The organism is Roseovarius sp. M141, from assembly GCF_024355225.1.
In the GTDB taxonomy this organism is placed as follows: domain Bacteria; phylum Pseudomonadota; class Alphaproteobacteria; order Rhodobacterales; family Rhodobacteraceae; genus Roseovarius.
In genome coordinates, this window is the sequence record NZ_VCNH01000005.1 from 97439 (window position 1) to 118985 (window position 21547).

Annotated in this window: 20 protein-coding genes and 5 pseudogenes; 13 read left to right on the forward strand and 12 right to left on the reverse strand. The window is 60.7% G+C overall.

Annotation, left to right across the window (positions count from 1 at the left end; genetic code table 11):
• Positions 1-157: 157 nt before the first annotated feature.
• Genes dctP through FGD77_RS03590 form a run of 3 tightly spaced genes read left to right on the forward strand, consistent with a single transcriptional unit; the run spans position 158 to position 2942 of the window.
• Positions 158-1153: a TRAP transporter substrate-binding protein DctP gene (gene dctP / locus FGD77_RS03580; protein WP_255006441.1), complete on the forward strand. Its 996-nt coding sequence runs from the start codon at positions 158-160 to the stop codon at positions 1151-1153.
• The gene (locus FGD77_RS03585) at positions 1137-1652 is read left to right on the forward strand and encodes a TRAP transporter small permease (RefSeq protein WP_255006467.1); all 516 of its coding nucleotides are present in this window, start codon (positions 1137-1139) and stop codon (positions 1650-1652) included. Before dctP ends, FGD77_RS03585 begins: the two co-directional genes overlap by 17 nt.
• Positions 1653-2942, forward strand: a complete 1290-nt coding sequence (locus tag FGD77_RS03590) for a TRAP transporter large permease (RefSeq protein WP_255006442.1) — start codon at positions 1653-1655, stop codon at positions 2940-2942.
• Between the two features lie 84 nt (positions 2943-3026).
• On the opposite strand, the pseudogene FGD77_RS03595 reads toward FGD77_RS03590, so the two are convergent.
• A pseudogene (locus FGD77_RS03595) lies at positions 3027-4123 on the reverse strand (tyrosine-type recombinase/integrase).
• Between the two features lie 126 nt (positions 4124-4249).
• Between FGD77_RS03595 and FGD77_RS03600 the strand changes: the two are divergent.
• The 3 genes from FGD77_RS03600 (at position 4250) to mgtE (ending at position 6428) form a co-directional block, all read left to right on the forward strand.
• Entirely contained in the window at positions 4250-4624 is a 375-nt protein-coding gene (locus tag FGD77_RS03600; RefSeq protein WP_255006443.1) for a DUF1403 family protein, read from the forward strand.
• The gene (locus tag FGD77_RS03605; protein WP_255006470.1) at positions 4539-5078 is read left to right on the forward strand and encodes an IS6 family transposase; all 540 of its coding nucleotides are present in this window, start codon (positions 4539-4541) and stop codon (positions 5076-5078) included. Before FGD77_RS03600 ends, FGD77_RS03605 begins: the two co-directional genes overlap by 86 nt.
• A 234-nt stretch (positions 5079-5312) precedes the next feature.
• Positions 5313-6428, forward strand: a complete 1116-nt coding sequence (gene mgtE / locus FGD77_RS03610; protein ID WP_255006444.1) for a magnesium transporter — start codon at positions 5313-5315, stop codon at positions 6426-6428.
• A 7-nt stretch (positions 6429-6435) separates the two neighbouring features.
• On the opposite strand, the gene FGD77_RS03615 is transcribed toward mgtE, so the two are convergent.
• On the reverse strand, positions 6436-7686 hold the full coding sequence (locus tag FGD77_RS03615; protein WP_255005911.1) for an IS256 family transposase: 1251 nt from the start codon (positions 7684-7686) through the stop codon (positions 6436-6438).
• A 49-nt stretch (positions 7687-7735) separates the two neighbouring features.
• Between FGD77_RS03615 and FGD77_RS03620 the strand changes: the two genes are divergently transcribed.
• Positions 7736-8026, forward strand: coding sequence for a magnesium transporter (locus FGD77_RS03620; protein WP_255006459.1), 291 nt, complete (start codon positions 7736-7738; stop codon positions 8024-8026).
• A 16-nt stretch (positions 8027-8042) separates the two neighbouring features.
• Here the strand turns inward: FGD77_RS03620 and FGD77_RS03625 are convergent, their stop codons facing one another.
• From FGD77_RS03625 to FGD77_RS03645, 5 genes are all read right to left on the reverse strand, one after another.
• Complete coding sequence (locus FGD77_RS03625; RefSeq protein ID WP_255006446.1) at positions 8043-9329, reverse strand: MFS transporter; 1287 nt, start codon at positions 9327-9329, stop codon at positions 8043-8045.
• Positions 9330-9445: 116 nt separating this feature from the next.
• Complete coding sequence (locus FGD77_RS03630) at positions 9446-10684, reverse strand: MFS transporter (RefSeq protein ID WP_255006448.1); 1239 nt, start codon at positions 10682-10684, stop codon at positions 9446-9448.
• Positions 10685-11149: 465 nt separating this feature from the next.
• Complete coding sequence (locus tag FGD77_RS03635) at positions 11150-11308, reverse strand: TauD/TfdA family dioxygenase (RefSeq protein WP_255006450.1); 159 nt, start codon at positions 11306-11308, stop codon at positions 11150-11152.
• Between the two features lies 1 nt (position 11309).
• Complete coding sequence (locus FGD77_RS03640; protein WP_255006452.1) at positions 11310-12281, reverse strand: TauD/TfdA family dioxygenase; 972 nt, start codon at positions 12279-12281, stop codon at positions 11310-11312.
• Between the two features lie 322 nt (positions 12282-12603).
• On the reverse strand, positions 12604-13284 hold the full coding sequence (locus FGD77_RS03645; RefSeq protein WP_255006326.1) for an IS6 family transposase: 681 nt from the start codon (positions 13282-13284) through the stop codon (positions 12604-12606).
• 118 nt (positions 13285-13402) lie between these two features.
• Here FGD77_RS03645 and FGD77_RS22150 point away from each other — a divergent pair, with 118 nt between their 5' ends.
• Together FGD77_RS22150 and FGD77_RS22155 are read left to right on the forward strand one after the other, a co-directional pair.
• The gene (locus FGD77_RS22150) at positions 13403-14008 is read left to right on the forward strand and encodes a pyridoxal-phosphate dependent enzyme (RefSeq protein ID WP_303626336.1); all 606 of its coding nucleotides are present in this window, start codon (positions 13403-13405) and stop codon (positions 14006-14008) included.
• Positions 13998-14447, forward strand: coding sequence for a hypothetical protein (locus tag FGD77_RS22155; RefSeq protein ID WP_369682686.1), 450 nt, complete (start codon positions 13998-14000; stop codon positions 14445-14447). Before FGD77_RS22150 ends, FGD77_RS22155 begins: the two co-directional genes overlap by 11 nt.
• A 259-nt stretch (positions 14448-14706) precedes the next feature.
• On the opposite strand, the gene FGD77_RS03655 is transcribed toward FGD77_RS22155, so the two are convergent.
• From FGD77_RS03655 to FGD77_RS03665, 3 genes and pseudogenes are all read right to left on the reverse strand, one after another.
• Positions 14707-15006 carry a CcdB family protein gene (locus FGD77_RS03655; protein ID WP_255006328.1) on the reverse strand — a complete coding sequence of 100 codons (300 nt, stop codon included), beginning with the start codon at positions 15004-15006 and terminating at the stop codon, positions 14707-14709.
• A gap of 3 nt (positions 15007-15009) precedes the next feature.
• Positions 15010-15249 (reverse strand): type II toxin-antitoxin system CcdA family antitoxin, encoded by a 240-nt coding sequence (locus FGD77_RS03660; protein WP_255006330.1) that lies wholly within the window; start codon positions 15247-15249, stop codon positions 15010-15012.
• 76 nt (positions 15250-15325) lie between these two features.
• A pseudogene (locus FGD77_RS03665) lies at positions 15326-16017 on the reverse strand (DnaA N-terminal domain-containing protein).
• A 544-nt stretch (positions 16018-16561) separates the two neighbouring features.
• Here FGD77_RS03665 and FGD77_RS03670 point away from each other — a divergent pair.
• The 4 genes and pseudogenes from FGD77_RS03670 to FGD77_RS03680 all read left to right on the forward strand — a co-directional run bounded on the left by FGD77_RS03670 (position 16562) and on the right by FGD77_RS03680 (position 20134).
• Positions 16562-17867, forward strand: a pseudogene (locus FGD77_RS03670) (AAA family ATPase).
• Entirely contained in the window at positions 17864-18385 is a 522-nt protein-coding gene (locus FGD77_RS22285) for a hypothetical protein (RefSeq protein ID WP_369682684.1), read from the forward strand. Before FGD77_RS03670 ends, FGD77_RS22285 begins: the two are co-directional and overlap by 4 nt.
• A complete protein-coding gene (locus FGD77_RS22290; protein WP_369682685.1) occupies positions 18285-18938 on the forward strand; it encodes a hypothetical protein in 654 nt (217 codons plus the stop codon). The genes FGD77_RS22285 and FGD77_RS22290 overlap by 101 nt, the downstream gene beginning before the upstream one ends.
• A 106-nt stretch (positions 18939-19044) precedes the next feature.
• Positions 19045-20134: pseudogene (locus tag FGD77_RS03680) on the forward strand (TRAP transporter substrate-binding protein).
• A gap of 66 nt (positions 20135-20200) precedes the next feature.
• Here the strand turns inward: FGD77_RS03680 and FGD77_RS03685 are convergent.
• Positions 20201-20566, reverse strand: a complete 366-nt coding sequence (locus tag FGD77_RS03685) for a hypothetical protein (RefSeq protein WP_255006340.1) — start codon at positions 20564-20566, stop codon at positions 20201-20203.
• Positions 20567-20601: 35 nt separating this feature from the next.
• A pseudogene (locus FGD77_RS03690) lies at positions 20602-21547 on the reverse strand (TRAP transporter large permease subunit); the annotation flags it as partial.

Consider the following 21547-nt stretch of genomic DNA (forward strand, 5'->3'; position numbering starts at 1 on the left):
ACCGACGGCACGTGGCCGGGCAGGGGGCAGGGCGCTGGCCCGGTGGTTGACGCAGGGGAAAACGAGATTGACAGAACTGGACAGATATGCCCAGTTAGCAAAATAATTCGGGTCGGGTGCCCTGGGGGAACCGACCGCACAGGGGGGGACACCACACATGATTTCCAAACATATTCTGGGGCTGGGCACAGCCATCGCACTGGTGCTGAGCGCGCCTGCCATGGCCGAAACCACGCTGAAACTGGCGACCGACTCGGGCGCCAAGGGATCGCCCTCGGGCGATGCGCTGGACCGCTGGGCGGCGCTGATCGCCGAGGGTACGGGCGGCGAAGTCACCGTCGACGTATTCTATCAAAACGAACTGGGCAGTCAGGCCGAGGTGCTGGATCTGCTGGTCGCCGGTGATCTGGACATGATGATCAACTGGCCCGTCACCTCGTATGACGAACGCCTTGGCGTGTTGTTCACCCCCTACATGGTCACCAGCTGGGAGGAGGCGTTCGAGGCCTACAAACCCGGCGGCTGGGTCAACGAGGTGCTGACCGATATCTGGGCCGATCTGGGGATCAAGTTCTTTGGCCCGTGGCCCGAAGGCTTTAACGGGATCGCCTCGCGCGACAAATACGCGATGACCCCCGAAGACGCATCGGATCTGAAGATCCGCGTGCCCGCCATGTTCCCGATGGCCGAATCGGTGCAGGCGCTGGGATACCAGACCGCCACCATCGACTGGTCCGAGGTGTTCAGCGCCATTCAGACCGGCGTGGTCGATGGCGATGGTGCGAACATCATCTACTGGGATTACGAGTATTTCCGCGACGTGCTGGACTATTACAACCAGGTCAAGATGCAGTTCATCACCGGCGTGATGACCATGAATCAGGGATCGTGGGAAGGCCTCAGCGAGGATCAGCAGCAGGCCGTCGCGGACGCCGCAACCACCGTGATGAACGAAGCGTTCGAGCAGGCGCAGGAACGCGATCAATACTACATCCAGCAGGCCAAGGACGCGGGCATGACCTATATCGAGCCTTCTGACGAGGAGCTGAAGGGCATGGCGAAAACCGTGCGCGAAAAGGTCTGGCCGCTGATGGAGGACCGCGTCGGCAAGGACATCATGGACCAGATCCGTGCCAATGCCGCCGAGCTCTGATATAGTCGCAGGTCCCGCCGCCCGTATCGGCGGGGCCATCGCGTGGCTGCTGGATATCGTCGCGGTGGCGACGTCACTGGCGGTCGCGGGGCTGATGGCGTTTCTGGTGCTGGCGCGCTACGTGCTGGGCCTGTCCATCGTCGGGCTGCATGAATTGATCATGCTGGCGGCGGTCGCGCTCTATATGGTTGGCGCTGTCATCGCCTCGCGCAAGCGCGACCATCTGACCGTCGACTGGATCGCCGGGGCCATCACGGCGCCGCGCGGCAAGGCGGCGCATGATCTGCTGATCGCGACGCTGACCATCATCATCACCATCTTCTTCATCGTCTGGGCTTATTGGATGTTTTCATGGGGGCTGAAACGCCCGCAGACGACACCGGCCTATCAGATCCCGCTCTGGGTGCCGCAAATGGCCATCGGCCTGGCTGCCATAGGGTGTTTTTGCTACGCGGTGCGCGATTTCATCGCTGCCCTGCTTCGACTAAGGCGCGTCTGAATGTATGCACTGCTCGCCCTGCCGCTTCTGATACTCCTGATGGGGATCGGGCTGCCCGTCGCATGGTCCTTTGCCGGGGTGCTGGCCTATCTGACCTATGTTTATGACGCGAACCTCAACACGCTGATGTTGCAGGGGTTCCGGTCGCTCAATTCGCTGGTGCTGGTGGCGCTGCCGCTGTTCATCCTGACCGGATACCTGATGCAATCGGGCGGTATCGCGCAGCGCATCATTTCATTCATCGAGCGGATGGCGACGGGCAGGGGCGGCATGGGCACGGCGATGGTCCTGTCCTCCAGCGTGTTCGGCGCCATTGCGGGGACGGCGACAGCGGCCATTGCCTCGATCGGGTCAATCATGACCGAACCGCTGGTCGCGCGGGGGTACCCGCGGGGACGGGTGGCGGCGCTGCTGGGAATTTCGTCGCTGCTGGGCATCCTGATTCCGCCCTCGATCACGATGATCCTGTTCGCCGTGGTCACGCGCCAATCGGTTGCCGCCTGCTTCGCCGCCACCATCGGCCCGGCGATCCTGCTGATCATCGGCCTGATCCTCTATAATCGGTTCCTCGTGGGCCGCGCGTTCGAAGAACTGCCCGCACCCGAGGATGCCGGCCCGCGCGAGAGCTTTGGCAAGGTCACGTTGCACGCGCTGCCGGCACTGTCGCTGCCGGTCATCATCCTCGGCGGGATCTATGGCGGGATCTTTACCCCGACCGAGGCCGCCGCCGTCGCCGCCGTCGCCGCGCTGATCGTGGGCGGGCTGATCTACCGCGAATTCACCTGGCGCACGCTGGGCCGCAGCGTGGTGCAGGCCGCCGAAACCACCGGCACGATCATCCTGATCCTGCTGTTTTCGTTCATGATCTCGCGCATCATGGCGTTCGAGCGGGTGCCGCAGGACCTGACCGAGGCGGTCCAGTCCGTCGTGACCAGCCCCATCGGCGCCCTGCTGATCGTCAACCTCGTGCTGATCGTCGCGGGGGCGCTGATGGACGATATTTCCGTCACCGTCGTGATCGCGCCGCTGTTCCTGCCGTTGATGGTGGCCAATGGCGTGGACCCGGTGCATTTCGCGGCCATCGTCGGCTGCTCGGTCGTGATCGGGGCCAACAGCCCGCCGGTGGCGCCGACGCTGTTCCTGTCGTGCAAGATCACCCGCGCGCCGATCATGCAGGCGGTGATGCCGGCGCTGGGGCTGATGACCTTCGTCGCGTTCCCGGTGATGCTGGTCACCACCTTCTGGCCCGCGCTGTCGCTGGCCATCCCGAGGGCGCTGGACCTGATGTGAGAGGGGCGCGCGGTCGCCTGATGCCGTTTTGGTGACAAACAACCAGCGCCATTTCTCGCAGGTCAAAGAACTGCTGCGCGAACGTCATAACCCCGCCGCCTTGGTCAGGTTCACGCGAAACCTGTCACGTCTGCGCTGATATCTGCGAGTCATCTCAGCCGAGGCGTGACCCAGCTGCTTCTGGATGTAGCGCTCGTCGACCTCGGCAGAGCTTGCCAGTCCGGCGCGGAGGGAGTGACCGGAGAAGAGGGCCAGACGTTCCTTCTGAGGCAGGTCTGATCGGAGCCCGGCATCCAGAACGGTCTGCTTGATCAGCCGTGCGACATGTTTGTCCGACAGTCGCGCATCAAGGGCGCGTTTGTTGTCCCGCGTGGTACGACAAAAGAGCGGGCCAAAGTCGATTTTCGCAAAATGCAGCCATTGCTCAAGCGCGTGAACCGGGCAGGTTTGTTCAGAAGACCCACGGCCAATCTCGACCTCGCGCCAGCCGGTCTTGCCCTGCAAGAACAGGATCGCCCCGCTTTTTTCGATCTCGACCCAGCCACGGCTGTCAGGCGTGTCGTCCTTGCCCGCATCGAGGCTCACGATCTCGGACCTGCGCAAGCCCCCGCATAGCCGATCAGCAGGATTGCCCTATCCCTGAGTCCACGCAAGTCAAAGGGCAGGGTGGCAACCATCGCCAGAATATCCCCGGCCAGTACGGCCTCTTTCTGCACGGGTGGCCGCGCGTGTTTGCGGCGAATTCCCGCGAGCACAGTCGCAATGTGACGGTCTTTGCGGTCCAACACAAAACCACGTTTTTGGTAGTGCCACGCAAGCCCGGACAATCTGCGCTCGATGGTAGAGACCGAAAGGGCAGGAGTCCTGGTGTCGGGCGCGGCACAATTGGCGATATAGAGGCCGATCAGCTCTGCAGACGGGGGCAGGGGGGGCGCCCCACGACGTCGGCACCAGCTGTTGAAATGCGCCCAGTCCGCGTTGTAGGCGGTGTTGGTGTTTTCGGCCGTGGCCTGGCGGGCGTAGTCGCGGGCGGTGTCGACCAACCGGTCAAGCGAGCCTGATCCAGCTACAACGTCAGGAACCCCGATGGCCTCTCCTGCGACAGCATCTCTCTCGCCATTCTCGTTGGACGAGGGCGCGATTGCTGGTGTTGAGGGCGATTTGCGGTCGGTTTCTGACATACCGCTGAGCGTATTTCTTCGCGTCCGATAATGCAAACTTATTGGACGTACAAAAATCTCGCGAGGCGAGGCGGTTATCTACCTGTCCAATAGCATAAAGCGCCGTTGTGAATTGGGCCGCTTTTTATGAACCAGTCGCTCAAGCACGCTCCGAATGCGCTCCCAACGCCGATCCTGCCATTCTGGATCTTCGATCATCAGACACCAGACTGCCTTGAAGACGCTGCGTTTTTCAGTGGAGCGGCGATTTCTTTGCTGCATGTGTTGCTCAATGACCCGACCCTTGGCGCCCCAGTCGAATTGTTGCGTTCGCGGCTGGCGCTGCGCGCCGCCGTGCAGTGTGGTAAGATTGAGGGCAGGGTATCGTTGGGTGCAGAAGTTCGGACCAGAGCTAACCAAGCGGACCGAAAAACATCTGCGCCGCGCGAGTCTCGACTGGCATGTGGACGAGAGCTACATCCGCGTCGGTGGCACGTGGAGGTATCTGTGGCGCGCTGTTGATGCGAACGGACAGATGGTCGATTTTCGCCTGACCGCGCGGCGGGATGCAAGAGCGGCCAAAGCCTTTCTGAACAAGGCCATTGAGCGCGTGCGCCTGCATCGACCAGTCACAATCTGCACGGACAAGGCGCAGGCATATCGACGCGTTATCCGAGAGATCAATCATCGATATGATCCGCTTTTCGACAGCATCCGACACATCGACCGAAAGTGGCGAAACAATCTGATCGAGAGCAACCACGCGGCTCTGAAACGGCTGCTCGGGTATCGTCAGAGCTTTCGATCTCGGCGCACAGCCGAGGCGACCTTGAGCGGCATCGAAACAATACGAACCATCAAACGCGGCCACATCCATCACAAAAACCCGGCGTATGCGGCGAAATCGCGTTCATTGCCCAGCTGTTCGAAACCGCCGCGTGACATTCCACTTCGACCAACGTCAGCTTCATCGTGAAGAGATTAATGCAACTTCCACCGCACGGATCAAGGACGTCAGCGCGGTCGGGTCTATTGTGCTATCAAAATGCAGACAGCGGCCGCAAAGGCGGCGACCCAATCCGCGTGGCACAGTGTCGGACGCATGCCCGGCGCAAACTGAAGGAGGTGTTCGACCGTGTGATCAGCTCAACCAATACAAGAAACGTGGTCCATGAGCGGCTACTTATCACCGCCACAGAAAGTTCCCAACATGTCACCAGATCATCTCCCGCATCCGGCCGACACCAGTGATGCCGGCATTCAGGAATTCATAGGTTCAGCGCATCTCATCGACGTGGTCTCTTGGCTCGGCCGATTACCGCTTGAACAGGCGGCGCGCCAGCTTGCAAGTATCGACCTGCAAAGAAGGGCGATGGTCTTTGAAAACCTGCCACTCGATACTCAGGTCACATTTGCGCGGGCGCTTCCGCAGACCGATCTGACTGGCATTGTGACAGCGATGCATGCGGATGATCGTGCGGATCTTTTCAAACAGCTTTCGAACGATGAACAGAACCGCATGATCAGCGACCTCGAGCCTCACGTCGCCGCCGATATCCGCCGACTCTCGGCCCATGCCGAGGAATGCGCCGGTGCGCTTATGACATCGGATTACGCGACGCTCGATGCAGACACGACAGCCGCGACCGCAATTGCAGCGCTCCGGCGTCAGGCCCCCGGAAAGGAGACCATCTATCGTTCTTATGTCGTCGACGATGATCACCATCTGATCGGATCGGTGAGGCTGCATACGCTGATACTGGCGACCGACGAGACGCTGATCAAAGAGATCATGGAGCCTACTCCAATCTCGGTTACACTCGACACCGATCAGGAAGATGTCGGGAAACTAATCGCCCATTATGACCTTCTTGCTATTCCAGTGGTGGACGCAAGTGGACGATTGGTTGGTATTGTCACGCATGACGATGCGGCCGATGTGATGCAGGCAGAAGCGACTGAGGACTTTCAGAAAATGTCCACCGTCGTGCCGTTTTCGCAGAGTCTTCGCGAGGCCGGGATTGGGATGCTCTATTCCAAGCGCATCGTCTGGCTGGCTCTTCTGGTATTCGGAAACCTCTTTTCAGGTGCGGGCATCGCCTATTTCGAAGATATGATCCTGGCCTATGTCTCATTGGTGTTTTTCTTGCCGTTGCTGATCGACAGCAGCGGCAATGCCGGGTCGCAATCGGCCACGCTCATGGTGCGCGCGCTGGCGACCGGCGATGTCGAGATGAAGGACTGGCGCGATCTGATCTTGCGCGAACTGGCTGTCGCGGCAGCACTGGGTGCGACGATGGCGGGAGATATGGGCAAAAGTTGGTGACGCTTGATCAGGCGGCAGCTTGAAGTTGGCGGATCCCATCGCGGAACTCAATCCCCTGGATGATCTCGGGCATGCGGTTTTGACCGTCGAGCTTGCGCCACTTCTTCTGCGCCGACATCATCAGCTTGAAGGCCATGGCCAGACCGGTCTTGCGGCTGAGGCACCCCTTGGTTCGTTTGGTGCGATGCCGGACGGTGGCAAAGGTGCTTTCGATCGGGTTTGACGTCCGGATGTGTTTCCAGTGTTCCGCCGGATAATCGTAGAAGGTCAGTAACGCGTCCCTGTCTTTAACCAGCTTGGCCACCGCCTTATCCCATTTCACTCCGTAGTTTTCGACGAAGAAATCAAAGGCGAGGTTGGCCTTGGCTTTTGTCTCGGCCTGCCAGATATCGTGCAGATGGCCCTTGGCTTTTGCCTGCACGGATTTCGGCATCGCGTTCAGCACGTTCATGGTCTTGTGAACCCAGCACCGCTGTTCCCTCGTCGTGGCGAATGCCTCGCGCAGCGCCGTCCAGAACCCCAGGGCGCCGTCGCCGATGGCAAGCTTGGGATCCTGTTTCAGGCCGCGACGTCTGAGATCGAGCAGTAGCTCGCGCCAGCTTTGCGTGCTTTCGCGAAAGCCGTCGGTCATGGCCAGAAGTTCCTTGCGGCCATATTCGTCGGCCCCGACAACCACCAGAACGCATTGTTTTTCCTCGGCCATTCTCGGTTTGAAATAGACGCCATCCGCCCAGATGTAGAGAAAGCGGCGGTTGCCGAGATCGCGTTTCTGCCAAGCCTCGTAGTCTTTCCACCAGTCAGCCTTCAGCCGCGTGACAGTCTTGGCAGACAGGCCCTTGGCGTTCGGACCCAGCAACGCCTCCAGCGCCTCGGTGAAATCACCCGTGGACACGCCCTTGAGGTATAGCCACGGCAGCAGCTCTTCGACCGATTTCGCTTTGCGAAGATACCGCGGCAGGATGCTGGGCGTGAAGGTGATCTTGTCTTCGCCAGCGCCCCGATCCCGCACGCGCGGCACTTTCACGGGCACTGGCCCAATGCCGGTCATCACCTCGCGTTCGGGTAGGTGACCATGGCGCACCAGGCGTGCCCGCCCGTCCTCCAGCCTTTCTCCGGAAAAGGCGGCCATGAGCGTCGCCAGTTCGGCGTGGATCGCCTGTTCGATCAACTTGCGTGCGCCATCGCGGAGGACATCCGTGAACGCGTCGGTGCTAAATCCCGATGGATCGGGCAGTTGGGTAATGGTAGTCTCTGACATGTGGCATATCCTTTTCTCAGCAGAGAATCGACGGCGTCTGAACACCGCCATGATATGCCGCCCCTCAGGGCATCACCAACTTTCGCGCGTAACTCCGATGGCGGCAGTCGTCTTTCCTGTTGGTGCATGGCGTGGCGGAGTGGACGTCGCCCTGACTGTTGGCCTGACAATGTTCGTGGTTGTGCTTATCGGCAGCCTCGTCGGTATGTCACTGCCGTTCCTGCTCAACCGGTTGAGGCTTGATCCCGCAACGGCAAGTGGACCTCTGGTCACGACAATCTCGGACGGAGTCGGCGTGCTGATCTATTTTTCCATCGCGAGTGCGGTGCTCAGCCTCTGATCGCCAGCGATGGTGATCAATCTTGCACTACGTTTGCCGAGCGGCGCGGTTTCGACACATTTGGTTCGGTGCGCGGGTCAAGACCCATGGCAACTGGCGAAATATCAGGAAGTGGTATGAATTTTTCCCGCCCTTCCTTTGGTAATTTCGGCCCGATCCTGACACTGACGAGAACAAAGATTGCATAGCCCACAGCGATGGCGGATTCGAACAAAAAGAAAGAACGTGGGCCGTAGACGGACATCAGCGATGACGCGAGCAATGGGCCGATTGTGGCACCTATCGAATACACCATCAGCAGACGCCCCGATGCCGCGACATAGTATTTTCGGTCCAGCCGGTCGAATGTCTGCGCGACACAAAGCGGATAGACGCTGCTGATTGCCCCGCCGAACGCCACGGCCATGACCATGAGGGCCACCAAAGGCACATCGCTTGAAATCGAGCTCGACAGCACCCCCCATGACGTTCCGACCGCGATCAGGATGCAGGACATCACAATCCGTCGGTCAAATTTATCTGCCAGCATTCCGACCGGCACCTGCGCTGCAAGGCCGCCAAGCACGACCGTGCTCATGAACAGCGCGGCTTCCGTAACGCTGAGCCCAATCTGACGGGCAAACACGACACCAAGAGCGTAGAATGAGCCAACCAGTATGCCAGCAACACCCGCCCCGACCACCCCGACACGCGACGCCTTATACAGTTTCTTCACACCCAGAACGCGAAGCTCACTCAGGTTGGGTTCGCCAAGACCGGTAAGCGCGATAGGAATAAGTGAAAGACCGATCAACGCAGCGGCAATCATCAAAAGATCACTGCCCTCCATAGGGGCGATATTCACCATCGTCTGGCCGACGGCGATAGCTAGGTAAAAGGCCAGCATGTAATATCCAAGGACGCGTCCGCGTGTTTCATTGCTGCTGCGATCATTAAGCCAGCTTTCGATGGAGGTGGTCATCCCCGCTATGCAAAATCCATTGATAATTCGCAGGATCACCCAAGCGGCCGGGTTGAAAAAGAACGCATAGGCAAGACACACGGCAGCGGTCAGCGCCGCGAATGTTGAAAAAGCGCGGATGTGTCCGATCCTGAGAATGACGTGTTTGGCCTTGAACCCGCCAAACGCCAACCCCAGGTAATATGCCGCCATGATCACGCCGGTCAGCGCAATTGGATACTCAGCGGCCTCCATCCGAAGGGGCAGCACCACACCAAGCAAGCTGTTGCCAGCCATGAAAGCCGCCGTGCCGCCAAGGAGAGATTTTACGGGGGCAAGAAGCATCCGCAGCGATTGAGCCATAGTTCAGTCCGGTGACTTACCCCCTTGCGGGGACGGTGACATTCATCTCGCGCCTGTCTAGCAGACGTTGACACTTACATGAACAAGACAAAATAAAATACCGGGCCAACGGACCCTCAACTTTTGATATCGTCGAGGCCCTTGGTGACAAAGATCGACGCCAGTGCCATGCAAGCAAAGATCAGCAGCGTGGCTTTGGCACCCGCCAGTGACGCCAGCGCCCCAAACACCCCCGAGCCCAAAAGTACGATCCCGATCACCGTATTTGACACAGCCGTATAGGTCGCGCGGTTGTCTTTTGGGGCCATGTCCACCAGATAGATCACCCGACCCTGCCGCACCCCGTGATAGGCGATCATGAGGACGAACAGCACCGCGGGCAGCGCCCAAATGGTATCGGAAGCCCCCGCAAGATCCACCGCAACTGCTGCCAGCAGTGCCAGTGCCCCGACCATTCCGGAGAACATGAGCACGCGACGGCTGGACCTGTCCGCCAAGCGGCCCCAGACCCATGAGCTGATGAATGACGCAATCGAAGAGGCCAGCACCAGCGCGCCGAGGCGGTCAAACGTCCCCTGCCCGGCCTGTGCGCCCAACAGAACGATGTAGGGCGGCGCAAGCGCTGTAGAGGTCAATAGTCCGCGCGCCCAGATAAACCGCGTCAGTTGTGGGTCGCAGCGCAGGATATTCAACTGCCCAAGCGCCGCGGCGCGCCTCTCGCCCGGCGCGGGTTCTTCCCACAGGGTAGAGAAAACAAAACCCGCCCCCAACCACAACAGGGCCGCAAGTGCTATTGCAGCGATCACCAGTGTCGCACGGTCAGGCACGCCTGATATCAAAAGCAGCGCGAATATGACGACGGCCCCCGCCCCCAGCGACGTGGCCGTTCCCGTCGCCGCACCGCGCCGCGATTGCCCGACCGTTTTGCCCAGCACATCGCTGTAGCTGACCGAACAAACAGAGCGCGCCACAGCCAGCACTGCAAGCGACGCGCAAATCACCACCCCGGCAGCGGCACCCGACAGCGACACAGCGGCCAGCACGATCCCCGCCGCCGCTGCCCCCTGCCCGATGCTGCCCGCGACCCACGCCCATTTTCGACGCGCCATCGCCTGCACGCGGGGGGCGGTGAACAATTGTGGCAGCAACGCGCCCGCCTCGCGAATTGGGACCAGCAGCCCGACAAAAAACGAAGACGCACCCAGATGCGACAGCAGCCACGACAAAACCAGTTTGGGATCAATCAGCCCGTCGGCAACCTTGCTCATTGAGAGAGAGACAGCGTGGCGCAGGAAATTAGCTGGCTCACGGCGCGCCTGTGCGCCAGTCAGGCCCTCCCTTACCGCTGGTGTCATCCACCCGGGCCTCAAACAATCTCTTTTCCAGCTTTGTTACGGGCATTGTCGTTTCTCTGAGTTTGCTAAAGCGTTTCGCGAAAAACCTGAATCACTGCTTTTCTCGAAACGCCCGCGACATACTAGCATTACACGCGTTTCACCTTAAATGAGTGCCTCAAGTTTAAGGCGAAACGCTTTAGCAACTTTCGATTGTGCAGCGTAGTTTTCCTACGGTCGCAATACACAGGCACAACGATACCACAACCTCCCGAGATGAACATGACGCGAGATGACGTCATCAGGTGCAGGGCGCGAAACAAAGCGGTCCGATCCTCAACGTATCTGGGCCGTGCATTGTGGCGGCAACTGACTGGATGCCACCGCCGTCGCCGCGTCGAGAGGGCACAGGCAGCGAATGTCTTGCTGTGGATGCCTTCTCTGGTGGGCTCTCGCGCAATTCGCACGTTTGGTCCTGGCGGTCGATCAGGCCGCCTTGGCGGCGCTGACAGTGCGCGCCAACATCCGCAGACGAGAGCTGAATTCGCCGCGGTCGACATAGCAGCCGTGCAGATGTCGAAAACCTGTCGCCGGATCGAACGAGTCGCGACCATGCAACACCCGCCGATTGTCAAAGACCACCATTTCACCGCCCTTCAACTTCAAGGTCAGGCGGTATTTCCGGATCCCGTGTTTTGGCCATATAGGCGCGATAGGCGCGGTAATAGTCGGGCATGATCTCGGACGGCATGTCGAAAATTCCCGCCAGATGGGCGTTGTAGCGGATCTCGATCACCTCACCTGAGCGGTCCAACGTGATCACTGGTTCATAGACGCGGATATCCGCATCGCGGTCGTTGAAACGGAAGGGAATAGGCACCTCGCAGAGCAGGCGGAACGCCTCTGGGTCTTCGGTCCGAAGATCCTCGGCCATCGCAAACCCATCGGCGAACAGCGAACCGCCCCCTGTCGCCTCATTCGCCAGGCAGTGCAAAAACTGATAGCCTGGCGGAACTTCCTGGTTCGGCAAATCCGTATGAAGCGGCAGGGCGACAGAGGTGTAGGCCAGGTTGTTGGGATCGGGTTTGTTGATCACTTCGAAGGTTGTGCCAAAATTCGTTTCCCGCAGGAATCCGATCCGTTGGGCCACATCGACGCCTGCGCTGGTTCGATCCTCAAGGTGGTCAACAATCGCGATGCCGTATTTTGCCGTCGCCTGCATCCATGCGTTCAAGGCATGATCCTCTGCCAGAATCGGGGCCGCCGCATAACGGGGGACGGTCGCCGCAGTCATATCCGCGCGCCAAAGCTGGGGCGCAATAGCGGCCGCATCAGTTGCACGCTGGCCGGGGCGATGCGCGCTGAGCAAGGCCACCGGCATGTGGCTGGCATGGCCGTCCTCATAGCTCAGCACAACGTCGCCATGGGCAATCTGCGCCGAGGTCAGCACAGGCGAGGCGTCCAGCGCCAACAGATCCAGCAGCCGCTCGTGGGTTTGCGGATGCAACCCCGAAGGGCAATTGTCACGCAGCCAGATGGTCGGGAATGAAGTCGACGTGTTGTCCGCCCAAGTCACGACCAGCGTGTCGGGGTGGACCAAAAGATCGTCTATGGTCATCGGGTATCCTGTTCATTTTGAGATGTTGATCGCAGATACGCGGGTCAACCGCAGGGGGGCGGCCACCATTCCTGCGTCTTGCCGTAGGGGGCGCCAGAGGCACGCCAACCCAGCTCAAAATGTGTGAATTCCGATCTCATGATTGGATGCTAAATCCGTTCAGACTTACCGACAAGTAGCAACATCGTGCTTGAGGGGATGTAGGTCGTGCACCACCACTCAATGGCCCGGCGCGAGAATCCCCGCTGCCGTCTGTGCAATCATGATGGGACTATTGCATTAATCTCTTCACGATGAAGCTGACGTTGGTCGAAGTGGAATGTCACGCGGCGATTTCGCCGCATACGCCGGGTTTCTTGTGATGGATGTGGCCGCGTTTGATGGTTCGTATTGTTTCGATGCCGCTCAAGGTCGCCTCGGCTGTGCGCCGAGATCGAAAGCTCTGACGATACCCGAGCAGCCGTTTCAGAGCCGCGTGGTCGCTCTCGGTCAGATTGTTTCGCCACTTTCGGTCGATGTGTCGGATGCTGTCGAAAAGCGGATCATATCGATGATTGATCTCTCGGATAACGCGTCGATATGCCTGCGCCTTGTCCGTGCAGATTGTGACTGGCCGATGCAGGTGCACGCGCTCAATGGCCTTGTTCAGAAAGGCTTTGGCCGCTCTTGCATCCCGCCGCGCGGTCAGGCGAAAATCGATCATCTGTCCGTTTGCATCAGCAGCGCGCCACAGATACCTCCACGTGCCACCGACGCGGATGTAGGTCTCGTCCACATGCCAGTCGACACTCGCGCGGCGCAGATGTTTTTCGGTCCGCTTGGTTAGCTCTGGTCCGAATTTCTGCACCCAACGATAAACGGTTGACCGATCAACGACGATGCTGCGCTCAGCCAGAAGATCCACGTCTTGGTAGGACAGCGGATAGCGTAGATACCAACGGACAGCACAGAGTATGATTTCGCGAGGAAACCGATAGTGCTTGAACCGAGATTTGCGCGCCACGCTTGACCTCAAAACCCTCGAACTGGTCAAACAACCCGATTAATGCAAAAGTCCCGATCAAATCTGTCTAAATGGAAATCCCGGCAAGGTATGCATTGCTTACAATCGGAGCATCTCGATGAACAACTGGGTCACGGACGCATTAGGCAAGATAAATGCGGATGCGCATCGGTCGGCAGATACCCACCTGTTCAAACTGCCGCTACCTCGACTTGAAGGGGTGGACATCTACCTCAAGGACGAAAGCACCCATCCGACAGGTAGCCTCAAACATCGGTTGGCGCGGTCGTTATTTCTATATGCACTGTGCAATGGCCGGATCAAGCAAGATACCACAGTCGTCGAGGCATCGTCGGGCAGCACTGCGGTGTCCGAGGCCTATTTCGCGCGGATGATCGGCGTGCCTTTCACTGCGGTTCTGCCCAAGAGCACCGCGCGCAGCAAAATCAAACTCATTGAGTTTTATGGTGGGCAGATACACTTTGTGGACAGCGCCCCGCAGATGCACGACGCATCGGTCACCCTTGCAAAGGAGATCGGCGGTTATTTCATGGACCAGTTCACCTATGCAGAGCGCGCGACGGACTGGCGGGGCAACAACAACATTGCAGAGAGCTTGTTTACCCAAATGGAGCATGAGCCGCATCCCATTCCCGCGCGTCTTGTGATGAGCGCGGGAACCGGGAGGTACGTCTGCGACGCTGGGTCGCTACATTCGATATAAGGGCTATGATACGGCCCTTACAGTCGTCGATCCGGAAAACTCTGTCTTTTACGACAGTTACATGTCTGGCGATCGCAGTCTGACCTCTGACATGTCCAGCCGCATCGAAGGCATCGGGCGCCCCAAGGTCGAGCATTCGTTCCAACCCGGCGTGATCGACGATATGATCAGAGTGCCGGACGCGGCCAGTATTGCGACCATGCTGTGGCTGGAAAAACTGATTGGCCGAAAGGCAGGGCCATCCACAGGAACAAACCTTTGGGGTGCCTTGCAGATGGCAAAAGACATGAAAGAGGCAAAGCGCGATGGCTCGATCGTGACCCTGCTGTGCGACAGTGGTGAACGGTATCTGGACTCATACTACAACCCTGACTGGGTCAAAGAGTGCATCGGTGACTATCAGGACTATTCCGCAAGGTTGGACACCGGGTTTTCCTGACGGGCCAGTCGCTACATTACGCTCTCGGCGGTGCGTCACCCCCCCTTCTGATGGATGCCAGATCTGCGAGTCCGTTCCCAAGTGTCGATTTGGAACGGAGACGGCGTTGGTCGGATTACCGAGATGTCGCGCCATCAAAACCTCGCTCGATAGTCATCCGCAGCATCCAGCCCAAGCGCGAAATAACCCGGTCAGGAGGTCAAGAGCTGCATCTCGGGCGGGCCTGTTTCAGGCTCTAATCCGCATCACAGAGCCTATTTCAGATCCCCGACAGCAGCGCATCCAGCGCGCGCACCAACGCGTCGCGCTGCGCGGCCAGCGACCCGACTCGCGTGCCCAGTTCCGACAGGGTCAGGGTCGCGGCCAGTTGCGGCATAAACAGATACACGTCCTCGCCCAGCGTCACGGCAGGGTTCAGCGCGGGCAGTGCCTGCGTCAGCGCGCCCGCCGGGATCAGCGGCGCGACGACGCGGGTGTGCATCCCGTCCAGAAGATCGCTTTGCAGTACGGTGACCAGCGCGCCGTCCGCCATGCGATACAGATCAAACTGCGCGGCCATGTGTCAGAATTTCCGATGCGTCGCCAGCGGCACGCCGCCCGCGTCGATATAGGCGTTGTATTCGGCGATGGCGCCCGCGTTCTGCTGCTTCCACAGCTTGGCCCGCTCGGCCCGGATCGCAGAAATCACGCCACTTTCCGCCGCCCGCGAGACGTTGATGCCCAAGGCCCGTGCCTCCTCCAGAATCGCGCCGTCCAGCGTCATGCTGGTTGATTTTCTGGGTGTCTGATTGGCCTGTGCCACGATGCGGCCTCCGCGTATAGCTGCTGATATATATACGATCATACCGCATAAAAGCGGTATTGAACAGGGCGGCGCCTCACGCCGTCACCACAACCTCGCTCAGATCGGCATCGACGGACCGGCAGGCCGCCAGCAGCCGCCCGGCCAGGTGGGTCTGCACATAGTTGCCATGAAACCGGCTGGGCGCGGCCAGCACCAGACGCGCCCCATCGCGCCGCAACCGCACCAGCCCGGCAAACCATGTCTGGTAAATCGCCGGATCCTCGGCATGCAGAATCCCCTGCGCCAGCGCCCAGTCGGTCCCGGCGCTCAGATCGGGGTAAGCACAGGCGCGCCCTTGCGCAGCGGCATCGCCACGACATTGCCGGGCGCCGCGGCGTCCTGCGGTGACAGGCGCTGCACGAAATCGGGGCCTATCGCCGCCCATTGGTCCTGCGTATCGTCAAGGATTCGCGCGATATCCAGACTGTATTCCGTGACTCGCCCGCGCGCGCCCTGCCGTTTCACCCGCAGCCAGCCACAGGCCCGCAGGCGGGCCATCTCGCGCTTGACCGTGCGTTCCTCGACCGACCAAAGCCGCGCGATCTCGCGCTGGCCAACCGCCAGTTCATCGCGCGCCCAGTTGTAACGCGCCGTGACCAGCGTCATCAATCGCAGGGTCATCCGCTGCTCGGCCTTGCCCCGCGCCAGGGCAAATGCGCCCATCGCCGTCAGCAAATCGTATTTGCGTGCCGAGGCCATCTGGCCAACTGGTTTCTTGATCTGCATCTCGTGCCCTCACCGTCCGCTCGCCCCTATTGCCAAGGGCGGCGGTATCATTACCTCGTCATGCCGGGCATTCTGTGGCCCATGTCATGTGCGGATGGTTGATAAAAGGTAAACCCAACGTTCTTCAACCATCTTTGGTGATTAGCGTCCGAATTACCGATTCTGTCAAGAGAGGATGACCAATGGCCGTTTCTCTTCCAAGTCGAAAAGATAAAAAATAGGTATTATTGGTAGAGGGGGACACCCTGGCTGTCCCCTATTAGGGTGAAAATGTCCCCCAATCCGTTGCGGGCGTATCCCACCTGTCCCCCTATATGCAGCGTCTGTCCGGACGCGTTGTCCCATCTCAGCGCGGATGGGCGCGAATCGCTCGGGGTGCCCGGTTTCCCGGCAAAAGCCGCTTTTTGCCTTTTCCCAGAATGACGATAATGCCTTTTGCCTTTTTTGCAAATCCGGCGTAATTGAAAAGTAACGCAGGATTAGCGTCCGGTCAGATGGCGCCCTGCCCTTCGTCCCCGCGGGGACGCATCCCGAAGGAGAGACGATGTTCACCCACGAAGACCTTGCCCAGCTTCAGGCGCAATCGCTCAAGATGCAGGGCTGGATCCGCCAACAGACCTTTTCACCGGATGCAGACAAGGCGCTGCGCCGCTTTTCCAGCTGGGAGGTGGCCGAGCTGATCTTTCGCGTCAATCAATCCACCCTGCGCGGCCGCCTTGCCGCCGACCCGTCGCTGCCGCAGGGCCTGGTCGAGGAGGACGGGCGCCAGCGCTGGTACAGCCTGGACGAGATCAACGAGATGCGCCGCCGGATCAAGGTCAACCGCCGCTCGCTGATGCCCGCCCGCCCGGCAGGCAAACGCGCCCTGCGCGCCGCCATCGCCAATTTCAAGGGCGGCGCCGGCAAATCCACCGTCGCGCTGCATTTCGCCCATGCCGCTGCGCTGGATGGTTACCGCGTCCTGTGCGTCGATTTCGACCCTCAGGCGACGCTGAGCCATTCGATGGGGCTGACCGACGTGGCCGAGGATTACACGGTCTGGGGCATCATGGCGCGCGATCTGATCCACGAGACGACCCGCATGAACGCCAGCGCGCGGGGCGCTGAATCGGGCGCCGCCCTGCCGCGTCGCACCCTGCCCAGCTCGATCACCGAACTGGGGCTGGACGGGCTGCGCGTGTCGGACTTCATCAAGCCGACCTGCTGGCCCACGATCGACCTGATCCCCAGCTGCGCCAACGCGGCCTTTGTCGAATTTGCCAGCGCGCAGTACCGTCACCTCAATCCTGAATGGTCGTTCTTTGCCGCCGTCAGCCGCTATCTGGATGCGCTGCCCGATGACGCCTATGACCTGATCCTGTTCGACTGCCCGCCCGCCATCGGCTACCAGTCGATGAACGCGGTCTTCGCCGCCGACATGCTCTATATCCCGTCCGGGCCGGGCTATTGGGAATATGATTCCACCACGTCATTCGTCGGTCAGCTGGCCGAGGCGCTGGAGGATCTGTCGGCCTTCAGCGGCGCTGTCCCCCACGGGGACAATGCAACTGCCCAAGGTGTTTCAGGACGTCCGTTTCCTGCTGACGCGCTACGAGCCGGGAAATGAGTTACACCGCGCGATGCGTTCAGCCTTTGGCAAGGTGTTCGGCGACAGATTGGCCGAGCATCCGATCGAAATGACCCGCGCGGTCGAGCAGTCCGGCAGGTTCCTGTCGTCGATCTACGAGACGGACTATCGCGACATGACGCGCGAAACATGGCGCCGCGCGCGGGCGTCGTTCGATCAGGCGTATGATGAATTCAAGACTCACGCGCTGGCCGCCTGGGACAATCTGGAGGACACGCAATGAGCAAGCGCAAGGGATTTGACATCGACTTTCCCGGCGAGGATGTCCCCGCGGGGACACCGCCCGAGGATGCCCCCGCCGCGCGGCGCGGGCCGATGGCGTCGGCCATCGCCGAAAACGCCGAGGCGCTGCGTACCCGTCAGCAGGCCGAGGCTGCCATTCGCGACGAAAACGACCGCCTCGCGCATGAACTGGTGCGCCTGAAGGAACAAGGGCTGATCGTCGATCTGATCGACATAAACGCCGTGTCCACGACCAAACTGGCCCGCGACCGCAGCACCACCCGCGACCCCGAACTGGGCGAGCTGGAAGGAGTCGATCACCGCCATTGGCCTGTCCAACCCGATCCGGGTCGAGGCGGACGGAACTGGCGCATGGCAGTTGGTGCAGGGCTACCGCCGTCTGACGGCGTACCGCGAATTGCACGCCGAAACCGGCGACGCGCGCTATGCCAGCATCCCCGCCGGCATCCTTGCGCAGGGCGAAACGATCGAGGGGCTGTATCGCCGGATGGTCGATGAAAACCTCGTGAGGCGCGATATTTCCTTTGCGGAAATGGCCGCGCTGGCGCTGCGCTATGCCGCGGACGAGGCGACCGAGGCGATGGATGTCGAACAGGCGGTTGCCGTGCTCTATGCCTCGGCCGCGCGGCAAAAGCGGGTCTATATCCGCCACTTCGCCACCCTGCTGGAGGCCATCGGCAGCCGCCTGAAATTCCCCGAGGCGATCCCCCGCGCGCTGGGGCTGCAACTGGAAAAGCGGATCTCCGGCGAAACCGGCGCGGCGGCCCGTATCCGCGCCGCATTGGGCGCCGGTTTCGCCACCACGCCCGACGCCGAGCTGGAGATCCTGCGCGCGCAGGCCACCGCCAAACCGCCGAAACCCGCCGCCAGGACCGGCGCGCCGGACGCCGCGAAAACCACGTTTCGCTGCACCGTCCCCGCGGGGACAGTCCGCTGCGCGGCCCGCAAGGGCAAGGTCGAGCTAAGCTGTGACCGTGATTTTTCGGCGGTCGAACAGCAGCGGCTTCAGGCGGCGGTGGCCGCGTTCTTTGCCGCGCTGGACGGCGCCTGATCTTGCAATGGACATGATGGCGCGTGGCGGGTTAGGGTCACGCGCAATGGCGCGCCGTGCAACAGGGCGCGCCATCGCATTTCAGTTGTAAAGGGAGGTTTCCACTTTGGATCGTCGTTCATTCATCCGCGCGGGTGCGCTGGGTACAGCCGCGACCGCGCTGGCCGCACCGGCCATCGCGCAGGGCAATATCACATGGCGCATGGTCACCACCTGGCCCAAGAATTTCCCGGGTCTGGGCGTCGGCGCGCAGCGTCTGGCCGACCGCGTCACCGCCGCATCCGGCGGGCGCCTGACAATTCAGGTCTATTCCGCGGGCGAACTGGTCCCCCCATTACAGAGCCTTGACGCCGTGATCGACGGCACCGCCGAGATGAGCCACGGCGCCGCCTATTACTGGCAGAACAAATCCCCGGCCCTGTCGTTTTTCACCGGTGTGCCCTACGGCATGACCACGTCCGAACTGACGGCGTGGGTGCGCTATATGGGCGGTCAGGAAATCTGGGACGAGATTTACGACCAGTTCGGCGTGCAGGGGTTCCTGTCGGGCAACACCGGCAACCAGACCGGCGGCTGGTTCCGCGAAGAGCTGACCGGCCTTGATTCGATCAAGGGCCTGCGGTTCCGTACCCCCCCGGTCTGGGTGGTCAGGTCTGGGAAAAACTGGGGGCGACCGTCTCGAACATGGCGGCGGGCGAGATTTTTCAGGCGCTGCAATCGGGCACGCTGGACGCTGCCGAATTCGTCGGCCCCTATAATGATCTGGCACTGGGGTTCTATCAGGTCGCCAAGAATTACTACATGCCCAGCTTTGTGGAGCCGGGGCTTGCCACGGAACTGGTCGTTGACAAGGCCAAGTATCAGGCGCTGCCGGACGATCTTCAGGCGATCATCCGCGATGTCTGTCAGGCCGAATACGATCAGGTGTCGAGTAGATTTCGTCGCCAACGATCCCCGCGCGCTGAAAACGCTGGTCGAAGAGCATGGCGTGCAGGTCCGCGACTTCCCCGATGACATCATGGAAGCGGGCGCCGTCGCCTCCAAGGGGAGGTGCTGGACGGGCTGCTGGGCAGCGATGATCCGCTGGTGAAAAAAACCGCAGAAAGCTTTGTCGATTCGCTGAGGATCACCCGCGTGCGCAGCGAAAGATCGACAGCAAATTCCAGGCCGCACGCGAGCTGTATCTGGATCTGTAAGCGATATCAAATGGTTCAGCAAAGGCCCGGTGGAAATGCCGGGCCTTTTTCGCAGGTGAAACGCGGCTAAAGCCTGCCGTCGTCCTGAAACCGTGCGATCCCCGCTGCCACCACGCGGCTCAGCTCGTCAAAAAGCTGCGCGTCGGGTTTTTTGAAGTTGAAGCAGGATTTGCCTTGCATGCGCTTTCTCAGCTCCGGGCTGAGATCCGCCAGCATGTCGGGATGGATGTAGACCGCCATCAGATGGGCGGACACATAGGCCTTGCCGATCTGAACGCCGCCGAAATCCGTGCGATATCCGTCCCTGGCGCGCACTTCATGCGTGCCCAGCCAATAGCGGTCCGGCGTGTCGGCCAGCACGACGCATTTACCGGCGTGGCGGCTGTAGAGCGGCCGCAGGGTGGCAAAAATCGACGTCAGATCCGGGGTCATGCCGTCAGAGTATGCGCCCCTCAGGACGAGTCAAGCTATCCCGCGATCAGCCTTGGCAACCATGTGACGATGCCGGGGAACGCGAACAGGATCGCGATGGCCAATACCTGAAGCCCCACGAACGGGATGATGCCGCGATAGATGGCCGATGTGGGCAATTCGGGCGGCGCAACGCCGCGCAGGTAGAACAGCGCAAATCCAAAGGGCGGCGTCAGGAAGGATGTCTGCAAATTCACCCCGACCAGCACGCCCAGCCAGATCGGATCGACATCCATCATCAGAAGCACCGGCGCGGTGATCGGGATCACGATAAAGATGATCTCGAACGTATCGAGGATGAACCCCAGCAGGAACATGATCGCCATGACCATCGCCACCGCGGTCAGCGTGCCGCCGGGCAGGGTGCTGAGGAATTCATGCACCAGATTGTCGCCGCCCATCAGGCCGGAACACGACCGAAAACACCGACGCGCCCCCAGCAGCACGATGAACACCATCGAGGTGATCGTCGCGGTGGCCACGACAGTCTCGCGCAGGATGGTAAACGACAACCGCCAGCGCAGCGCCGCCAGCACCATGGCGCCCGACAGCGCCGACCGACGCCGCCTCGGTCGGGGTGGCGATACCGCCGAGGATCGACCCGAGAACAGCGAGGGATCAGCAAAAGGCGGCGGGATGAGGGCCGAGAAGACCTCGCGCAGCAGATCGCCCTTCTCGGCCTCGGGGACCGGCGTGGCGGGGCAGGAATCGAGGGTCGGTGATCGCCTTGAAAATCGTGTAGGCCAGATACAACCCGACCAACAGGAACCCCGGCAGCAGCGCTCCAGGCAAACAGATCCCCGACGGATACCGGCACCGGCGCGAAATTGCCCTTGGCCATCTGCACCTGCGAATTGATGCCCGACGGCATGTCGCCCATGAAAGATGAGGACAGTAGGAGGGCGGCACGATCTGCCCCAGCGTGCCGGACGCGCAGATCAC

Excerpts from the sequence above, each read along its gene's own strand:
- FGD77_RS22285 (WP_369682684.1), top strand. The coding sequence starts at position 17,864 with ATGAGCAAGCGCAAGGGATTTGACATCGACTTTCCCGGCGAGGATGTC.
- FGD77_RS03640 (WP_255006452.1), bottom strand. The coding sequence starts at position 12,281 with ATGACCATAGACGATCTTTTGGTCCACCCCGACACGCTGGTCGTGACT.
- FGD77_RS03620 (WP_255006459.1), top strand. The coding sequence starts at position 7,736 with ATGATATGCCGCCCCTCAGGGCATCACCAACTTTCGCGCGTAACTCCG.
- mgtE (WP_255006444.1), top strand. The coding sequence starts at position 5,313 with ATGTCACCAGATCATCTCCCGCATCCGGCCGACACCAGTGATGCCGGC.
- FGD77_RS22150 (WP_303626336.1), top strand. The coding sequence starts at position 13,403 with ATGAACAACTGGGTCACGGACGCATTAGGCAAGATAAATGCGGATGCG.
- FGD77_RS03685 (WP_255006340.1), bottom strand. The coding sequence starts at position 20,566 with ATGACCCCGGATCTGACGTCGATTTTTGCCACCCTGCGGCCGCTCTAC.
- FGD77_RS03615 (WP_255005911.1), bottom strand. The coding sequence starts at position 7,686 with ATGTCAGAGACTACCATTACCCAACTGCCCGATCCATCGGGATTTAGC.
- FGD77_RS03635 (WP_255006450.1), bottom strand. The coding sequence starts at position 11,308 with ATGGTGGTCTTTGACAATCGGCGGGTGTTGCATGGTCGCGACTCGTTC.
- FGD77_RS03625 (WP_255006446.1), bottom strand. The coding sequence starts at position 9,329 with ATGGCTCAATCGCTGCGGATGCTTCTTGCCCCCGTAAAATCTCTCCTT.
- FGD77_RS03590 (WP_255006442.1), top strand. The coding sequence starts at position 1,653 with ATGTATGCACTGCTCGCCCTGCCGCTTCTGATACTCCTGATGGGGATC.
- FGD77_RS03655 (WP_255006328.1), bottom strand. The coding sequence starts at position 15,006 with ATGGCCGCGCAGTTTGATCTGTATCGCATGGCGGACGGCGCGCTGGTC.
- FGD77_RS03630 (WP_255006448.1), bottom strand. The coding sequence starts at position 10,684 with ATGACACCAGCGGTAAGGGAGGGCCTGACTGGCGCACAGGCGCGCCGT.
- FGD77_RS03600 (WP_255006443.1), top strand. The coding sequence starts at position 4,250 with ATGAACCAGTCGCTCAAGCACGCTCCGAATGCGCTCCCAACGCCGATC.
- dctP (WP_255006441.1), top strand. The coding sequence starts at position 158 with ATGATTTCCAAACATATTCTGGGGCTGGGCACAGCCATCGCACTGGTG.
- FGD77_RS03585 (WP_255006467.1), top strand. The coding sequence starts at position 1,137 with ATGCCGCCGAGCTCTGATATAGTCGCAGGTCCCGCCGCCCGTATCGGC.